The sequence below is a fragment of the Paenibacillus sp. FSL K6-1217 genome (assembly GCF_045040735.1).
Taxonomy (GTDB): domain Bacteria; phylum Bacillota; class Bacilli; order Paenibacillales; family Paenibacillaceae; genus Paenibacillus_AQ.
Map to the genome: position 1 here is coordinate 7,363,519 of NZ_CP150271.1, position 16,434 is coordinate 7,379,952.

Genomic DNA, 16,434 nt, shown 5'->3' on the forward strand with positions numbered 1-16,434 from the left:
ATTATGCTTGTAGCTTTCTGGGGACCTGCCCAAGGGCAGGGGAGTACGACCTCGAATATGGCCGCTGTGGCGGCAACCATCGCGCTGGATCATCATATCCGGGTGCTGATGACACATACACATTCCGGGCAAGGCATGCTTGAGTATGTCTTCTCGCAGACAAGATCCCTTGGGCTTCCTGTAAGAGGCTCGGGCGGGCTGGATGCGATTGAACGGTTGGTGCAGTGCGGGATGCTTACTCCTGAAGGGATACGGGATCATGCAGAATCCATTCTAAAGAACCGTCTGGAGCTGTTAAGAGGGTCGGCGAGTATGGAGAAGCATGCGATGGAGCTGTTGCTTCCGCACATATTCAAAGATTATAGGCGCTTTTACGAATTGTTGTTTGTCGAGATTGCTGCCGGTGAAGACTCTGAGGTGGCTGCGATGGTTATGAAGCAGGCAGATTTAATTGTAGTGAACCTGAATCAGAGCCAGTCCAGTCTCAATGCCTATTTCGCGCAGAAGGGCAGAGCTCCAGTGCCGGACAACAAACCAGTCTTGTATTGTCTAGGTTCTTATGAGCGTAAAGCCAGATTTAATAAAGAAAAAATTATGAAGCTATACGGATTACATAAGAATGAGGTCGGCTTCATTCCACATCATATCAATTATATGGATGCTCTGAACGAACAACGCATCATTCAGTTCCTGCTCAAGACGCGGGAAGCCAGGAAGCGGTTCCTGGACTTCAACGAGGATGTCTACTTCAATGATGCGGCACGACAAATGGGGAAGCTGATCCTGCAGACCCTGGAGATTTTCCCTGTCATGGAATTGGACGCTGCGAATGATTAATATCGTCCTGATCATTATTGTGTTGGCTGCTATTGGAGTATTCCTGTACTTATGGGTAGGCAAAAGCAAGAAATCGGCGCCCCCTGCCGTTCAATTGAAATATGATATGAACGAAATTGTGCAGTTTCTGAGGAGAGCCTTCGAGGAGATTATTGCTTCTTCTCTATACGAAGGAAGCCCGAGTGAGGAAGAATACAACCGCCGTAAGGCACGGCGCAGAGAATTACAGAAGGCGCTGCGCTCTTGTATGCACGGGGATTTATCGGCGAAGAGATATGTGAAGCTCTATATGAAGGATCTGCTGTTGCAGACCTATGGGCTGGATGAAGGGAACGCGGATAAAATAATCCCCTTCGGTCATGCCAACCGGCTTACTTCTCAGGATTGCTTCGACATTCTGCTCTATACCTTCAAGAAAGACCATGGGCAGGATGCCTTCAATGAAATGGTCAGCAAATACAATTTGGATACGCTGCATAGATTGCCTGATGGTTCTAAAGGCTACAAGGTCACTGAAGAGCAGATTCGCAGCATCTACAGCGCAGAGCAGCCGGGATTGTCCTTTCAGGACAAGGTTGAGGTCATTGTGCAGAGAGCGTACCAAATCTATAAAGGTCTGGGTGTGATCGATGAGCTTCGGGACCAGAATATTGACGGTGTCAACGGGGGGACAAGCGGGATGCCGCCGGATGTTGTCCAGACCACAGACTTTCTGGAGTATACGAAGCAGCAGCATTTCCTTCCTCAATCCTATGATGCTGTCTGGACCTTCTATCGCGGAAAGTCACTCCATCTTGAATTCTTAAGCTTTGGATCGGAGAAGGAGCTCAAACGGGTCTGTCAGAATATCTACGGCTTCGGGAATCCGGGACAGCTGAATGAATCCAAGGGTTACATTATTAACGACATGGCGGATGGAAGCAGAGTTGTGGTGGTCCGCCCCAAAATGGCGGAGAGCTGGGCTTTTTTTGTCCGCAAATTTAATGACTCCTTGGTAGAACTGGAGCAGCAGATCAAAGATGAAGGGGCACCGCTGGCTATAGAAATGCTGGAGTTCCTGATTCTGGGTCATCAGGTTACTGCAATTACCGGCCGTCAGGGCTCCGGGAAGACTACCTTGCTGAAGGCGTTGATCAAATACATTGATGCGAAGAACATCCGGATTCAGGAGACGTCATTTGAGATCTGGGCGAGAAAAATGTATCCGGGCAAAAATATTCTGTCCTTCCGGGAGACTCCTTCTGTCAGCGGACAGGATGGGCTGGATGTGCAGAAGAAAACCGATGGTGCGGTGAATATCGTCGGTGAAGCGGCCACGCACAGCGTTGTCAGTTATGTCATTCAGGCAGCTCAGGTGGCTTCCGAATATACTCTTTTTACGCATCACGGCAAAACATTGCCTAATCTGATCAGCGCTTTGCGCAACAGTCTTGTGGCTTCGGGAGCCTTCAGCAATGAGAAGATTGCCGAGGTTCAGGTCGTTGAGGCGCTCGGCTTCAATGTTCATCTGGTATTGCGTGCCGGCAAACGGTATATCGAGCGCATTACCGAGATCATTCCGGCAGATTCACAGTTCGAGTATCCTCAGGAATATAAGAACCAGGAGACTCCCATGGAGAAGCTGGATGCATTCATGGATACTATGTCCGAATATTTCGGACGGATGACGGACCGGCGTGCTTACAGTTATACAGATATCATCGTATGGGAAGCCGGGGAGTACGTAGCGAAGCAGCCGATCAGCAGCCGGAAAATGGAAGAGATGCTGAAGAATATGGATAAAGATGAGGGTGAGCGTTTTGAAGCCTTTATCGAACAATATTGGGGGCAGTCCGCATGAATCTGCAAACGGTAATGTTGATTGTCCTGATCTCACTGGGCCTGCTGCTGGCGATTCTGCTTATTCTGCTCAGTATAGTGCAGCGCAAATTAAGAGGAACACAGTATCAGGAGCAAAGACGCCTGAAGGCACTGCTGCCAACACGAACCAAGGAGAAAAAATGGCTCGAACAAGCACATAAAGCCTATCCGGTATTGGATGAGCTGCCGGTGGTGAAGAAGCTTCTGCACCGTATCCGTTCACGCCTGACGATCATCCATGCCGGGAATGAGATCATGGTCAGAAGCCGTTCGGCTGCATTGACGGTCATGATCCTTGCCTGTATTGTGCTGATCTCGCTGCTGTCCTTCTTCTGGACCACTTCATGGGTAAGCCGGGTGACCATCATGCTGGTCTCCATCTACATGGGAGGGATACTGAGTGATCTCTTCATCGGACGGTTAGTGAAGCAGATGCTGTATGACCAGTCCTCCATGATTCTGGACATCCGGCATGAATATCATCAGACGCATATGGTACAAGTCAGCCTGGAGAATTCGGCGGAGCGCTCTAAGCCGATGGTTGCTGTTCACGCCCGGCAGATTGCCGGAATTCTTGCGGCAGTAGACCCTGAGGATGAGCTGCAGAAATATTATGAAGTGGCGCCGAACCGGTACATGAAGCAGTTGGCCGGAGTCAGCTACAAGATAGGCGAATACGGCGATGCGGATATTCATAAAGGAGAACGTTCCATTTACTTATCCATGCTCGGTAACATCAGAGAAGAGATACATATGGATATTAACCGCCGGGAGCGGATTGACCGGCTGCTGTATGGCATCGTTTTTGTGGCGATTTCACCAGTCTTCATGCTGGACCCGATCCGTAATTGGGCGGAGAATATGTTTCCGGTTGTGTCTAATTACTATAATTCGGCGTGGGGGCTGTACTCCCTAATCCTGCTGTACATTACTTTCATTGTATCGTTCATTGCATTGCGGATTCTAAAGGGTGTGGATGAAGATACCCAGGCGATCAAGGATGAAGGGAAATGGCTGAACCGGATGCTGAAGCGGAAATGGGTCTTCCGGGCAGCAGACCGGATTACTCCGGCAGAGCATGAGCCTGTTCATTTCAAGGTTGCCCGGCGATTGAAGGATGCCAACTCGGGGCTGTCCCAGCATGCTTATTATCTGCAGAAAAGCTTAACGGCAGCAGCGATTTTCCTGCTGGTTCTGGTGCTTCAATTTTCTATTCATGGGAGTATCAGGCATAACCTTTTGCACCCCAATGTGCAGATTACGACAGGCGGCAATCAGACCGAATCGCAAAGGATGCTCAGCGAGGAACGATATGCCTTTGAACAATCTTTAATGGGCGAACTGATAGCAAAGGATATTACACCGGATGAGATGCTGATCTATATTCAGGAGAAAGCGGAGAACAAGCATTTTTTGCAGTTCAATACGGATCAGAATGCGTATGCGCAGCAATTGATTCACCGGGTAGACCAATATCATCAGGAATATTTCAAATGGTATGAGCTTCTGCTGGCTTTTTCACTGGCCTTTGCCGGCTTCTATGTGCCCGATCTGTTCCTGCTCATCCGCACACAGCTTCGGAAATGGGAAATGCAGAATGAGGTAGACGGCTTCAATACCCTCTCCATGATGTTATCCCAATTTCCCAATATCAGCGTGTATGAAATGATAGAGTGGCTGCACCGGTACAGCTATATATTTGAACGGCAGCTGCTGCGGTGCATGCTGGATTATGAGGCCGGTGGCTGGGATGCGATAGACCAACTGAAAGAGGATGCAAGGTTCGTACCCCTCGAACGTCTGGCCGACCGCTTGCAGGTTGCTGCAGATCTGATTCCAGTGAAGAAGGCGTTCGATGACATGGATGCAGAGCGGGCATTCGCCATGGATCAGCGCAAGGAGCACTATGAGAAGGTAATCAGCAGGAAAAACACACTGGGTAAAATGTTCGGGTTCTTGCCGATGCAGGCAACGTTCACCTTATATTTACTGCTTCCCTTCGTCTATATGGCCTTCCAGCAGCTGGGTGACCTGACTGTTGTAACTGGCAAAATGTGAAGGAGATACAGGTATGGAGAATATAGCAAGCTTCTTGAAGACCACGATATCCATTCTGATTACACTAGCCATCATCTCAGCGGGGCTGTTCCTCTGGGGGAAGACACAGCCTGTAGTCGAGCTGGCCAACAACCAAGCGGCCGCACAGGCCAGGGAGCTCTCCGAGCAGCAATATTCCGCCTTCGACAATCAGCTGGTCAGCGGATCACAGATTCTGACCGCTTACCGGCGGTATGAATCGGAGCAGAATTTCTGTCTATATGTGGAGCGGCCTTATGTCTATGGTCAGACTGATGCTAATAGACAAATTAGTATGAACCCAAGCGAATCCGGCTATTGCCGCGCCTTTGATTACTCGGGGGGGAGCTTCAAAGAGGGAACGGAGAAAGATTATAACAAAGTGAATGACAAGATCATTTCGGATGCTTCTAGCGGATTCTATATCAGTCCCCAGTCCAGGTTCAGGGCGACGCTAATCAAAGACCACAATGAGCGGATTGCCGCTATCTACTTCAGGGCTAATTAAAGGGAGGGCACTATGGAAAATATCTCAACAGGACTTAAATGGGTGATCGGGATCATCGTTACCATTCTGATTATCGCAGCCGGAGTCAGTATCTATCTGGTCATTAACAACTACTTCATCCGCGCCCAAGAGCAGACACTGGCTCAGACCCAGATGATTAACCAGGCAGAGTTCAACAGCTACGACAACAAGGATGTCTCCGGCCAGGATGTCATTAATGCAGCGATGCGTTATAAGGGGCGCCCGCAGTTCGCGATAAAGATATATACAGGAGAGAATAAGACAGGGTTCTATGCTGAGAATACTTATGGTGCTAATTATAAAGATCCGGGTTCTGGTGGAATTGTAGACTTAACTAGCAAAGGATCGACGAATGCAGATGTAAGTATTTCCGACATGATGGATATCGAAAAAGATGATTGTAACGTGAATACGCTGGGACGCTTCCACGCTCAAGTTTACAGAGATAAGAACCAAGAAGTCAGACTCATTGTATTTACACAGCCCGATAAATAACCCGAGAGGAGAGCAACTATGGAGAATATATCAACCGGACTTAAATGGGTGATTGGAATTATAGTAACCATTCTAATTGTAGCTGCAGGTGTAAGTATCTATCTGGTGATTAACAATTATTTCATCCGCGCCCAGGAACAGACGCTGGCCCAGACCCAAATGATTAATCAGGCAGAGTTCAACAGCTATGATAATAAGGAAGTCTCAGGACAAGATGTAATTAATGCAGCTATGAAGTATAGAGGCCGTCCGCAGTTTTCCATTCTAATTAAAACCGGGGTGAATACGAAGGGCTTCTATGCTGAGAATATTTATGATACCTATTACGCTCTTCCATACAAAAAAAATGCTGATGATTTAGAAGAAAAATTTCATTTCGATGAGAAAAGTGCCGGTGAACATTATAGCGTGTCGCAAATGCTTGATCAAAGCGAAACTGCAAAGGATGAGGAAAACTGTAATATTAATACGCTCTCGATTTTCAAAGCTACCATATACAAGGATAAAAATGGTGAGGTTAGAGTCATTCAATTTAAACAATGAAAACTAGCACCCAGTTCCTCCTAACCCTCTTTGCCTGGATTTTGTTCGCTGTGGGCGGCTTTACGTTTCTGCGGCTGGAAGGGGAGAACTCTGCTGCTGAACTCCGGCAGCCGGAGCAGCGAACAGTTGCATCGGCGCTTTACACAGGAACAGGTGATTTAAAGCGGATAAGCGGAGAGCAAGTGCTGGGCATGATCCCTGCGGCGATCGAGGGGGACTATATTTTATATATCGACGGCATGGTTATTAATGAAGCTACAGATCTCACAGCAATTGATTTACGTGGAGTGCCGGGTACGGCTTATCAGTTAGAGGTTACCCGGACGGATGAGATGATTAAGCAAATCTCTGCTACCCGTTGAGAAAGGAGAGCCTGTATGGCAGATGCACTTAAAGGTGTAATTATCGTAATTCTACTGGCTTTCGTGTTCGGGGTGTATCCGGCATTCCGCCAATCTGAAGTTGTCGAGAGGAATACTAAGCTTGCAGTCAATGCAGCAGTGGTAGAATTCGTCGATACGGTTCGCAGCAAAGGGTATGTGGACGTAGGCGATTATGAGCTGTTCCTTCATTCGCTGGATGCCTCCTACGGTGTATTTGACGTCAAGCTGGAATATTACAAAAAGAACCTGCAGCCCTTATACGGCAATCCGGATGACTACTCCACGTTCCAGAACAGCTTCAGTGTCCGGTTCGATGGCTACTTCACCAAAGATATACTGAATGTCTTGTATCCGGCTTCTGGTCCTTCATTCGCAGAGGATGATCCCCATAGAAGATTCACTATGCATGTGGGCGACTTATTCAATGTCCGGCTGGAATCCGAAGGCACAACGCTGGCCTCACGGATGCGCTCTCTGCTGTTTCATAGTGAACTGATTCCGGTCAATCTGAAGTACGGGGGGATGGTACGTAGTGAAGCCCCTTAGTGTGGTGCTTATTTTTCTGATTCTGATTATTCCACTGGTGCTCATGAATGACACGCGAGCGGAGCTTCAGTTATCCAATCAGGAGATGTATAAACGCTATTCGGATGACTTTCAGTCTGCGGTGGATGATGCGGGCGGCTACCTGGCAAGGCTGGAGAAGCAGCCAACCACCACAGCGGTGCATTACGGGAGGGAAAGACAACTGCAGTTGGATCAGGATGTGCTCAGTGTATTTTACAGTAATCTGGCTATGAAGTTTGGACTGGAGAACAATCAGAGCGCAATCCATAATCTGAAAATACATATACCTGCACTGGTGATGTTCGGTTATAACGGATACACCTTAGTGACTCTGGACGACACAGCCAGCTACAGCGGAGATAAAGAGCTGACACCCGTCAGTTGGCCTGAGCGGCCCTATTACTATAAGCTGAGGAACGGTAATTTGCTCTATTTTACTTTGGATGATCATGCGCGGGTGTATGATACCGGCTCTAATGAATTCTATGAAGGGGAGTATGCAGCACTGACTGCGGAGACCAATCTTGACCCGCTTACTTCGATCGATAGATTTCGTGAGGTGAGGCAGAGTACGATCACTTCACTGGTGGAAAAGGATCTGGCCACAGCCATTAACAGGCATCTGGAATTGGTGAGACGGATGGGGTTATCCGTGCAGTTCACCCTCCCGCGCGGCTTACACGAGCAATCCATACAGGACACCGGTATTATGGCGTTTATCCAAGGATATCCGCTTCCAGGCGGAGAACTGCTGGATGCTTACTCCTTAGGCAGCGGGGCGGTCATGAAGCGGAAGGGTCTGGTCGGAACCCGGAATGGTGCAGGCAGGCATATCGCTTACGGAGACAGCTGCGTACCAGCCGGAGCTACTGTGATAGAGAGCCTATTCGATCCGGAGGAGGCTGTGCGGAAAGGGTATTTTATTGAGGATTGTTCGGTTTATATTCATTAGCAAAGGAGAAATGAAATGAAATTATTCGGCATCAGTAAAAGCTTAATCATAGGAATGAGCGTAATGGTGAGCATGGCATTGACCATGGATACTGCGGGGGCTGAAGGAACGTCATCCCAGGCAGTTAGCGTGATTTTTGACGGGATCAAATCCCCGTTATCGGCAGGATATCCCTATGCTGAGAATGGAATAACAATGATTCCGTTCCGCATCATCTCCGGCAAGCTGGGGACACAATCAAGCTGGAATGCAGCTGCGAAGGTGCTAACCCTTAAGCAGAAGGAGAATAGTATTATTCTTACTGTAGGTTCTTCCTATGCCAAAGTAAACGGAGTGCCTACAGCTCTCGGAGCCAAAGTGGTACAGAAAGACGGGATGACGATGATTCCCCTAACGGTTGTTAGTGAGCTTCTGGGTGCAGAAGTCGAAGTGGATGAATTGATTCAAAGCGTACATATTCATACACCAGGCAAGGAGCTTGGCAAGCTGGACGATTTCGGCAGAAAAATTCGTACAACAAACCTTCCGAAGAATTATAAGGACTACCCTTATATTCTGGAAGACATCCCAAATGAGATGTATGAGATGAAAAAAACAATAAATTACGTTGCCAAGGAAGCTGACACTGGGGCAAAATTGTATGCTACTAAAGAAGTGACAAGTGAAGGTATAGCAAAGGTCATAAACCGGATGAATATCGGATATAATCTGCGCTTAAATGTTGATTACAAGACCATCAATCCGGCAAGTTATGCCCGGGAAGTCTTTAAGTATGAGAATCAGTCCGTATCTATCCGGGAAGATGATATCAGAAAATATGCCGAATGGGTGAAGAAGAACAGAATTCAGATTGAAGGGTCACTCGATCCGGAGCCTTCGGTCATGTATTATCCGGGAACCGGGGATTACCGTGTCCGGTCCAAGTTCCGGTTCAGAATTAATAGTTTTACAGAATATAAAGATTTGATGCTTGATGAGTATTTTTCGACCACACACTATATGAACAATGAGAGATTAAAAAAGGGAGTCTGGTATGAGGGTTACGCAGATATATCTGTGTCCACAAATTACTATAATGGGGACCCATTTGAGCACATCGCATTAGATGCATTTTCCAGTTTGTTTGAAAATTCTATTAAGTATGAAGCGAAGTGATGGAAGAGTGAGTTAGATTAAGTCTACATAAACATTGATTCGAGAGGGTGTTATCTATGAAAGGTGATCGAGTGAAAAGTATCAAAAAAACAATGCTGGTTCTCGTACTGCTAGCTACAGGCCTAGCTTCATTCCCAGCCTCCGGAGTAAGGGCAGATTCTGTTCAATTCAGTGATATTCCGGCGAATCATTGGGCGAAAGGCGGAATTGACTCAGCAGTAAAAAAAGGCATTGTAGTTGGATATCCCAGCGGATTATTTATGCCGAACGCGAATGTAAGCCGTGCAGAATTCATCAAGATGATTGTGACTGCAACGGGTCAAACTGTGGAGTCGACGGAAGGTAAGTGGTATGAAGGCTACGTTAATGCTGCGGAACAGGCGAAGCTGTACGCTACCAGTGATTTTACTAATTCAGAGCTGGAATGGAACGCGAAAATAACTCGCAAGGAGATGGCACGTATTGCTGCCCGTGCGACCGGATTAGAGACAAAAGAAGATGACAAGTGGATGTATCTGGCTGCGAAGACAGGCTTAATCTCTGGACTGGGCTCAGGCAAGCTTGGAGAAAAGGAAAATACAACTAGAGCCCAAGCAGTAGTTACTGTTGAGCGCGTGTTGACTGTTAAAGGCGGAGGTAAGCTGCCTATAGATAAGTACGCCGTTGGAAGCGCAGAATTGGTCTGGCACAAAACGAATATTTTTACGGTAATGCCGGAGATTATGACGACTGGTGATCCTGTGAAGGATTTAAATGCAGCCGATCTTTGGAAAGAAGATAGGATGAAAATCACTTCTAAGGATGGTCTTTATAGCGCCGAACTAGATGAACTGCTTGTCATTGACTTAGCTGATAAAAATGATCCGAATTTAGCTCAAATTCCTCCTTTATCTACTTTGAAATGGAAAAACACCTATGATAATTCACCTGATGGGATTGGAATAAGTGAAAAATATTTGAATAGTTACTTGCTCTATTCAAAGAGCCATGTGAACTTTAATAATGATACTACAAGATATTCGCCAACTGGTTATTTTGAAGCCACTTTTTCAGGTCTTAATAATGATGATTATAATTCCTTTGCCAAAGGGAATTTAAATGTTCAAGCACTTGTATTTCAAAAGATACCATTCGATTTACCAATGATTATACTACCCAAAAGTGGGTGGGTGAATGATAGAGGCATAATTGTTACTATTAGAGTTCCGTCATATTCAGGTTACTATCTCTTACGAAATGAAATTTTGAAAATTGCAGGTCCTAATCGTCAACGTAAATAAGAGGGGTGGAGAAGCATTGTTAAAAAAACGATCAAAAATCATAACAATGATAAATATAGTATTGTTTATCCTCGTTATTTTTTTGATCTTGTTCCTACAATTCAAACCGGTACAAATGAATGCTGCGGGTACGGGCGAAGTTTTGTTTCAAACAAAGGATCTGCAATATCAGGCTGAAAATGAAAATCTGAAACGTGCCTATCAATCCGTCTTCCATAATAACAAAGAAATAAAAACAGTTCCATTCACGCTTAATGTAGGGGCAGGCAAAATAATCACAAGGATTATACTAAAAAAAGATAATCAGGTCTTACAAACTATTAATGTTAATGCTCAATCCTATAATCAAACTCTAACATTAAATGGAGAACCCGTTGCAGTAAAATCTGAAGGAAATATAGCAAATGGAAGCTGGTTTGCTTGGAGTAGAAGTATTGCAGGGACATCCTGGGATCCAGGATTAGGAGGGACTTGGCATTATGACACACCAAAAAATAGTACTAACGAAGTTGAAGTAATTGGGGGTATAACAAGAGATAAATGGCCCGGAAAACGGATCATCATGGATAATGTCCCCTTTCAGAGAAATAAAGCTTTCAATAGTATTGGTACAGTAGATTACGGAAGTTTTGCTACCTCATTAATAGATAATGATGCCAATAGGCTTGAAGCAGCTAATCCTATGAGTATAGGGAATAATGTTAAAATTTTCAATAAAGAAAAGGTAGTGGGGCCTAACGGCGTATCAGGATATACTGATCCAAGCACTGTGATCAAAGATTACAAAGTAACAGATTTAGAGCATGGGCTCGTGACATACGGACAAGATTTTGGCCACGAGGGACTGCGAGTTAATATTGCCAGCAATGGCTCCTCGGCCATGATGTATTATTTCGCAAATTATGAATTTGATATCAAATCCTTTACTTACCGTTACCCTAATATCTTTGAAGTATATGTGAAGGAGGGACCTGCAACATCGCCTACCCCTACACCGGGGCCAACCCCTGGTAACTCGTCAGTAAATTGCACTGAACCTGTTCCAGCCTCAGTCATCCCGGGTGAATATCTAGAACCTGGAGTGACTGCCGAGATCCGGGCGGATCAGCGCGGGAATGAGCAGTTTGATGTTCTGCAGGGGATTCCAAGCTCAGAAAGTTTGTATGGGCACACTTCTACCCGAGGTTATCTGTATAAGAATAACTTTGTTCAGATGAAAGGAACATGTACTTATGAAATTAAAATCAAAAAAACATATACCTTAAAATGGGACCCGACTAAACCTGCTCCTTCCGGGACAGGGACTGTACCCGCTCCAACAAGTGAACCGAAGGAAGTTGAATACTCCTACAGCATCAATCGTCCGTACTCGTATTGGACAATTGATACTCTGGAAGTCTACTCTCTGGCCAAAGCGGTATTAATGAATGATGCATTTTCCGGCGGGAAAATCATTTTGGAGCCTAATGGCTATACTGCTCCGGTTTTTTCAACGGAAACTACAGGCAAGTATTTTCCTCCAGAGGTCCCCGCGGCTATTTCTGTACCAGGCTCTACTGTGGATGGGGGGACTACCCGGCCGCAACCAAATGATGAAAAAGAAACATTCCGGTCAAAAGCCGAGGAAGCTGCAAAGAAAATCAAAGTGAAAAATGACAGTCTTATCTTCACCGGGCAAACCATTATGAATGGAAATGAAGCTGTTGAAGAGGGGATTCTGCCTACGACGATCCCGAACCCTCTGCCCATTGGGGATAATGTGTTATTTAGTCCAGGACACATCATTGAGCCCACTCATTTGAATGCTCCATATCTTATCAGTTCGGGGGAAGTAACCTACACTCCAATGAGCGGGAATATTAAGGGCGGGACTGGGGATAAGGTATATTCCATAAGTGGCATTAACTCTGTGACTGTCCATACCCCAGTCGTCAATTACTCCCAGCTTCCTGATGATAACCGGCCGTTCGACCAGCGGATGGCGCCGGACATGACACGGACGGTGCTGATTCTGGACCGGCCCTTCACTGTATATTTTACGGAGAGCGGTCAGCATCTGGGGATTCCGGGGTATGGCAGCCGGGACTACGCTAAATATACGAAGGATAAACGCATTCAATTTCCGTTCGGGGTGTTCCAGGGCAGTCAATACTATCCCGAGAATACCTGGATATCCATCCCGGTGGGCACTCCGGCTATGACTTTTACTCTGCCGACCTGGGTGAATGAAGGGGACTATACGGTGCGTACGCAGTCCTGGGCGATTAATGCTCCGTCAGACGGTGAATATCTGTGTCAGCAGAATCTGAATGGAGAACTTGTCAATTACTGTGCAGCGGAAAGCTTCAATGTGGGTGTGGTAGGCCGGCTGTTTGATTTTAGAATCTGGGATATTGGAGATTTCCGGTTTGAAAAGGTATTTCGTAAAGGAACGGGTACTCTTGCGCATAGTACTGCAATGTACTATACCGGCGGCAATGATGAGAACGGAAATCCCACAGCTTTGAGCGGACAGCCACAATGGCAGCTGCCGATCCGCAAGGGTTCTCATCCCACGGAACAATTGACGGTACCGCATAACGGGTATTCCTTTCTGTTTGATTTTCGGACCATCGGGAATTTGTGGCAGCCGGGCGAGGGCATACGGATTGAACCCAGCTTCTACTTCATCCCGAAGACCGGAGGTGCTGCGGCCCCTGTAGATCTGTACTATGACATTTCCGGGTCGAAGAATAAGATGATTGGGGTGGGCTCTGCTAAGGACAAGCTTAGCTATAGCCGTACTTACCGCCTGGCCGATGGCTTGCGGAATATTGCGGATGGTGAGCTATCCACTTCAGCCAGCTACGAGTATAACTATATACTCACCCAGGAGGAGCGCGAGAAGAAGCCGTGGATCAAATTCTACCCGCAATATCTGAAGCGCAAAACTAACATTGGAGAAGGCTATAATCTCGAAGTGTTGTCCTATAAATCGCGTACCCTGGTGGGTCCAACGGACATCCCGGCAATCGTAGATCCAATCACGGCAGTCCGCAGTGTTCAGCATTGGTATGGCGAATATAACCTGCCCATTGCACCTTATATCCTGCCGAAAGGAACGAATCTGCTCAATCTTGCGAATCAATACGGAGGTTCACTGGACGGGCATGAGCCAGAATTCATTACCGGCGGCTACATCCTTGTGAAGTTTGAAATCTACACCCTCAAGAACGGAGATGCGGATACGCGGATTCTGGGCTACAAGGCGCCGATTGCGAATATGTGGGCGATCGAGGGACAGATGACAGACGCAACAGATGAACGGGGACAGACCTTTTACTTTTCATCCGGGGATATCATGCTCTTTGAATCGGATTTCTCGGTGCGTAATGACTATCTGGGGCAGGGAAGATAATATATTCAATTAAATTCCTTAGTAGTTAAAAATAATATTTAAAGGGATTATATATAAGATTATTGAGTCTATTGACCGATAATAATGGAAGAGCATACGGATGCTATATTAATGAATTTGGAATTTCTAATAGACTTACAGGACTTTCCGAATTCATTTTTATATAAAACATTTAATCAAAGGAGCGGTTAATGATGGCAAGCCCTAAAGTTACATTGGACTATGAAGGACTGAAGAAGCAGGCAAGCGTTATCCTGAAGCAAAAGGCGGATTTCGACACACTAATTAAAAATGTTAAAACTACTACACAGAATCTTAATCAGGTATGGGATGATGCTGCTGCCAAGAATTTCACGGAAAAAGTTAATGCTATGGACAAAACGTTCAAGCAATTCTCCGAGGCACTGAAGGGTTTGGGAGATCACATGAACAATGTATCCGATAAGTACAAAGAGCTGTCGCAGGCAGTCATTAAGGCACAATCCGGCTTCTAAAATGATTTGTTAATACCCATACTCCATGAGCTTTACTACATAAGAAGGCAATTAGCTATGCAGAACACTGCATAGCTAATTTTATGAGCTGCAATTGGGGAGGAAGCATATGGCTTCAGCAAAGCTTATATTTGATACAGAGCAAGTCCGGCACCTGCAGACGAAAATAGGACAGGTGAGCCAAGATACGAACCGGCTGTATCTGCAGATGAAAGGCCAGGCGGGTAGTTGGAGCGGTATTCCTGTGGGTGACCATCTAATGAAAGCACAGATGCTAATGAACGAATTAACCGCAGAGGCAGAGAAGCTGGAGGATATCATCCGAACTGCCCTTAAGGGGGTCGAAGGACTCCAGGCGGAGAATGCACGAAATGCGGACCTGTGGGATCAGCAATTCAGTGCATTCGCAGGGATGCTCGGGAGTTATGGGACACAAGCGGTTGGCGGACGAACGCCAATCCCTCCTTTTGCACAAAAGGTAGTTACAAATCTAATTCATTCGTTTGCTGCCCTGCCGGGACGGGATGAGCTGGATAGCGATCCTGCGGTGAAGCATCTCCGGCTGACGATCCAAACCTCAAGGTCTGGAAGCCTCGGTGCTATTGCCGCCGAGATTAAGCTAAAGGATATCTTCACAGCGCGGGATCAGATTGCGAAGGCACAAATGGCTTATAGAGTCTACGAGAGCTTTGGGAACAAGAGTCAGATGAATGCAGTGCATCTGCAGGCAGAAGAAGCGCGCCAGACACTGGCTTCACTGGGGATAGATGAAGTGCACTATACAGCGGGTAAAGACCTGAGTATGTACTTCAAGCAACCGGTGCTTCAGGCATGTGACTACGATCCCTCCATCTTAACAAAGAGTGTGCCGCTGCCTAAGAATGAATCCTATCTGCTGCTGCTGCGGATGGCCATGGAGCCTGGAGATAAAGGCGGGTGGGCGAAAGGCCAGTTGCAGGCTATACATGCAGGAGGTATCATGCCAGATTTGGCAGATTGGGAGAGTCAGCCGGGCAAAAAGGATTTTATCGATAAATACATGGTGGACCCGCTCATTGAACTATTTACAGGAGAGAAACCGCAGCCCAAGACGCAACTGGAGCAAGTGCTCTCCGCCCAATTCTATGGGATGCAAATCGAGCAGCAATTCGTACTCAGTGATCTATCCAGCGAGTTCGAGTCTACCTTGCGCGGAGCAGCCAGTGCAGACCGGATCAGTGAAGTCTTCGGAACGGGAACCGTTAATGTAAAGACAGGAATGCAAAAGAACAGACAAATAGAGCCTGAGGCTGGAATAACTGGAAGCTCTTTTGGTAAGATAAAAGCGTTGGATGAGGTAGAGGTTAAGGGCCCCGCGAAATCTTTGCTGGAGGATTTCGATTCTGGGGTTAGACGGTTTGGGGATTTTGCTTACGTTCAAAAAGTTGAACTGTTCCAAGTGAGAACACAGGCTATTCGAAATACATTGTCAAATAAATATAAGAATTACGGTAATGTTGCGGTGGCAGATGTGAATATAACCGGGCTTAAAACAGAGTTTAAAGCACATAGTAGGATTCATCAGGATAATCATGATGGATTTTCTTCAGTAACAGGGGAAGGCCAATTTCCTGCAAAATCAGTGAACCAAAAAGGAGAAGTAGACGGTGAAGGAGCTTTTCCAAGGAATAATGATACAGAGCGAAAAATTTTAGAAGATATAGCACATCAATTAGGGAATAACAAGCAAGCTAAAGGTCAAATTGATTTATACACAGAATTACCAGCTTGTAGAAGTTGTTCCGATATTATTATAAAATTCAGACAAGAGTACCCTAATATTAAATTGAATGTTTACTCTGGTGAATTTAAAAATTAGATGGGGAG

Annotated in this window: 14 protein-coding genes; all 14 read left to right on the forward strand. The window is 46.2% G+C overall.

Going from position 1 to position 16,434, the window contains the following annotated elements:
• Positions 1 to 3: 3 nt before the first annotated feature.
• The 14 genes from MHH28_RS32165 (at position 4) to MHH28_RS32230 (ending at position 16,426) form a co-directional block, all read left to right on the forward strand.
• Positions 4 to 837, forward strand: a complete 834-nt coding sequence (locus MHH28_RS32165; protein WP_405109846.1) for a hypothetical protein — start codon at positions 4 to 6, stop codon at positions 835 to 837.
• Positions 830 to 2,677 (forward strand): ATPase, T2SS/T4P/T4SS family, encoded by a 1,848-nt coding sequence (locus tag MHH28_RS32170; RefSeq protein ID WP_405109849.1) that lies wholly within the window; start codon positions 830 to 832, stop codon positions 2,675 to 2,677. Before MHH28_RS32165 ends, MHH28_RS32170 begins: the two co-directional genes overlap by 8 nt.
• Positions 2,674 to 4,755: a hypothetical protein gene (locus MHH28_RS32175; RefSeq protein ID WP_405109852.1), complete on the forward strand. Its 2,082-nt coding sequence runs from the start codon at positions 2,674 to 2,676 to the stop codon at positions 4,753 to 4,755. The genes MHH28_RS32170 and MHH28_RS32175 overlap by 4 nt, the downstream gene beginning before the upstream one ends.
• A 13-nt stretch (positions 4,756 to 4,768) precedes the next feature.
• Positions 4,769 to 5,281 carry a hypothetical protein gene (locus MHH28_RS32180; RefSeq protein ID WP_405109855.1) on the forward strand — a complete coding sequence of 171 codons (513 nt, stop codon included), beginning with the start codon at positions 4,769 to 4,771 and terminating at the stop codon, positions 5,279 to 5,281.
• 12 nt (positions 5,282 to 5,293) lie between these two features.
• Positions 5,294 to 5,797, forward strand: coding sequence for a hypothetical protein (locus tag MHH28_RS32185; protein WP_405109858.1), 504 nt, complete (start codon positions 5,294 to 5,296; stop codon positions 5,795 to 5,797).
• Between the two features lie 18 nt (positions 5,798 to 5,815).
• Positions 5,816 to 6,340: a hypothetical protein gene (locus MHH28_RS32190; protein ID WP_405109861.1), complete on the forward strand. Its 525-nt coding sequence runs from the start codon at positions 5,816 to 5,818 to the stop codon at positions 6,338 to 6,340.
• On the forward strand, positions 6,337 to 6,702 hold the full coding sequence (locus tag MHH28_RS32195; protein WP_405109864.1) for a hypothetical protein: 366 nt from the start codon (positions 6,337 to 6,339) through the stop codon (positions 6,700 to 6,702). Before MHH28_RS32190 ends, MHH28_RS32195 begins: the two co-directional genes overlap by 4 nt.
• A 15-nt stretch (positions 6,703 to 6,717) precedes the next feature.
• Positions 6,718 to 7,269 (forward strand): hypothetical protein, encoded by a 552-nt coding sequence (locus MHH28_RS32200; RefSeq protein ID WP_405109867.1) that lies wholly within the window; start codon positions 6,718 to 6,720, stop codon positions 7,267 to 7,269.
• On the forward strand, positions 7,256 to 8,242 hold the full coding sequence (locus MHH28_RS32205) for a hypothetical protein (RefSeq protein ID WP_405109869.1): 987 nt from the start codon (positions 7,256 to 7,258) through the stop codon (positions 8,240 to 8,242). The genes MHH28_RS32200 and MHH28_RS32205 overlap by 14 nt, the downstream gene beginning before the upstream one ends.
• Before the next feature lie 15 nt (positions 8,243 to 8,257).
• Positions 8,258 to 9,397 carry a copper amine oxidase N-terminal domain-containing protein gene (locus MHH28_RS32210; RefSeq protein WP_405109872.1) on the forward strand — a complete coding sequence of 380 codons (1,140 nt, stop codon included), beginning with the start codon at positions 8,258 to 8,260 and terminating at the stop codon, positions 9,395 to 9,397.
• Between the two features lie 71 nt (positions 9,398 to 9,468).
• Positions 9,469 to 10,677 carry an S-layer homology domain-containing protein gene (locus MHH28_RS32215; protein ID WP_405109875.1) on the forward strand — a complete coding sequence of 403 codons (1,209 nt, stop codon included), beginning with the start codon at positions 9,469 to 9,471 and terminating at the stop codon, positions 10,675 to 10,677.
• Between the two features lie 16 nt (positions 10,678 to 10,693).
• On the forward strand, positions 10,694 to 14,074 hold the full coding sequence (locus MHH28_RS32220; protein WP_405109878.1) for a DUF5704 domain-containing protein: 3,381 nt from the start codon (positions 10,694 to 10,696) through the stop codon (positions 14,072 to 14,074).
• Positions 14,075 to 14,289: 215 nt separating this feature from the next.
• A complete protein-coding gene (locus tag MHH28_RS32225) occupies positions 14,290 to 14,568 on the forward strand; it encodes a WXG100 family type VII secretion target (protein WP_405109881.1) in 279 nt (92 codons plus the stop codon).
• A gap of 109 nt (positions 14,569 to 14,677) precedes the next feature.
• Positions 14,678 to 16,426: a deaminase domain-containing protein gene (locus MHH28_RS32230; RefSeq protein WP_405109884.1), complete on the forward strand. Its 1,749-nt coding sequence runs from the start codon at positions 14,678 to 14,680 to the stop codon at positions 16,424 to 16,426.
• The last annotated feature ends 8 nt before the right edge of the window (positions 16,427 to 16,434 follow it).

Bases quoted from the DNA above. Each gene is read 5' to 3' on its own strand.
- MHH28_RS32165 (WP_405109846.1), top strand. From the start codon at position 4: ATGCTTGTAGCTTTCTGGGGACCTGCCCAAGGGCAGGGGAGTACGACC.
- MHH28_RS32170 (WP_405109849.1), top strand. From the start codon at position 830: ATGATTAATATCGTCCTGATCATTATTGTGTTGGCTGCTATTGGAGTA.
- MHH28_RS32175 (WP_405109852.1), top strand. From the start codon at position 2,674: ATGAATCTGCAAACGGTAATGTTGATTGTCCTGATCTCACTGGGCCTG.
- MHH28_RS32180 (WP_405109855.1), top strand. From the start codon at position 4,769: ATGGAGAATATAGCAAGCTTCTTGAAGACCACGATATCCATTCTGATT.
- MHH28_RS32185 (WP_405109858.1), top strand. From the start codon at position 5,294: ATGGAAAATATCTCAACAGGACTTAAATGGGTGATCGGGATCATCGTT.
- MHH28_RS32190 (WP_405109861.1), top strand. From the start codon at position 5,816: ATGGAGAATATATCAACCGGACTTAAATGGGTGATTGGAATTATAGTA.
- MHH28_RS32195 (WP_405109864.1), top strand. From the start codon at position 6,337: ATGAAAACTAGCACCCAGTTCCTCCTAACCCTCTTTGCCTGGATTTTG.
- MHH28_RS32200 (WP_405109867.1), top strand. From the start codon at position 6,718: ATGGCAGATGCACTTAAAGGTGTAATTATCGTAATTCTACTGGCTTTC.
- MHH28_RS32210 (WP_405109872.1), top strand. From the start codon at position 8,258: ATGAAATTATTCGGCATCAGTAAAAGCTTAATCATAGGAATGAGCGTA.
- MHH28_RS32230 (WP_405109884.1), top strand. From the start codon at position 14,678: ATGGCTTCAGCAAAGCTTATATTTGATACAGAGCAAGTCCGGCACCTG.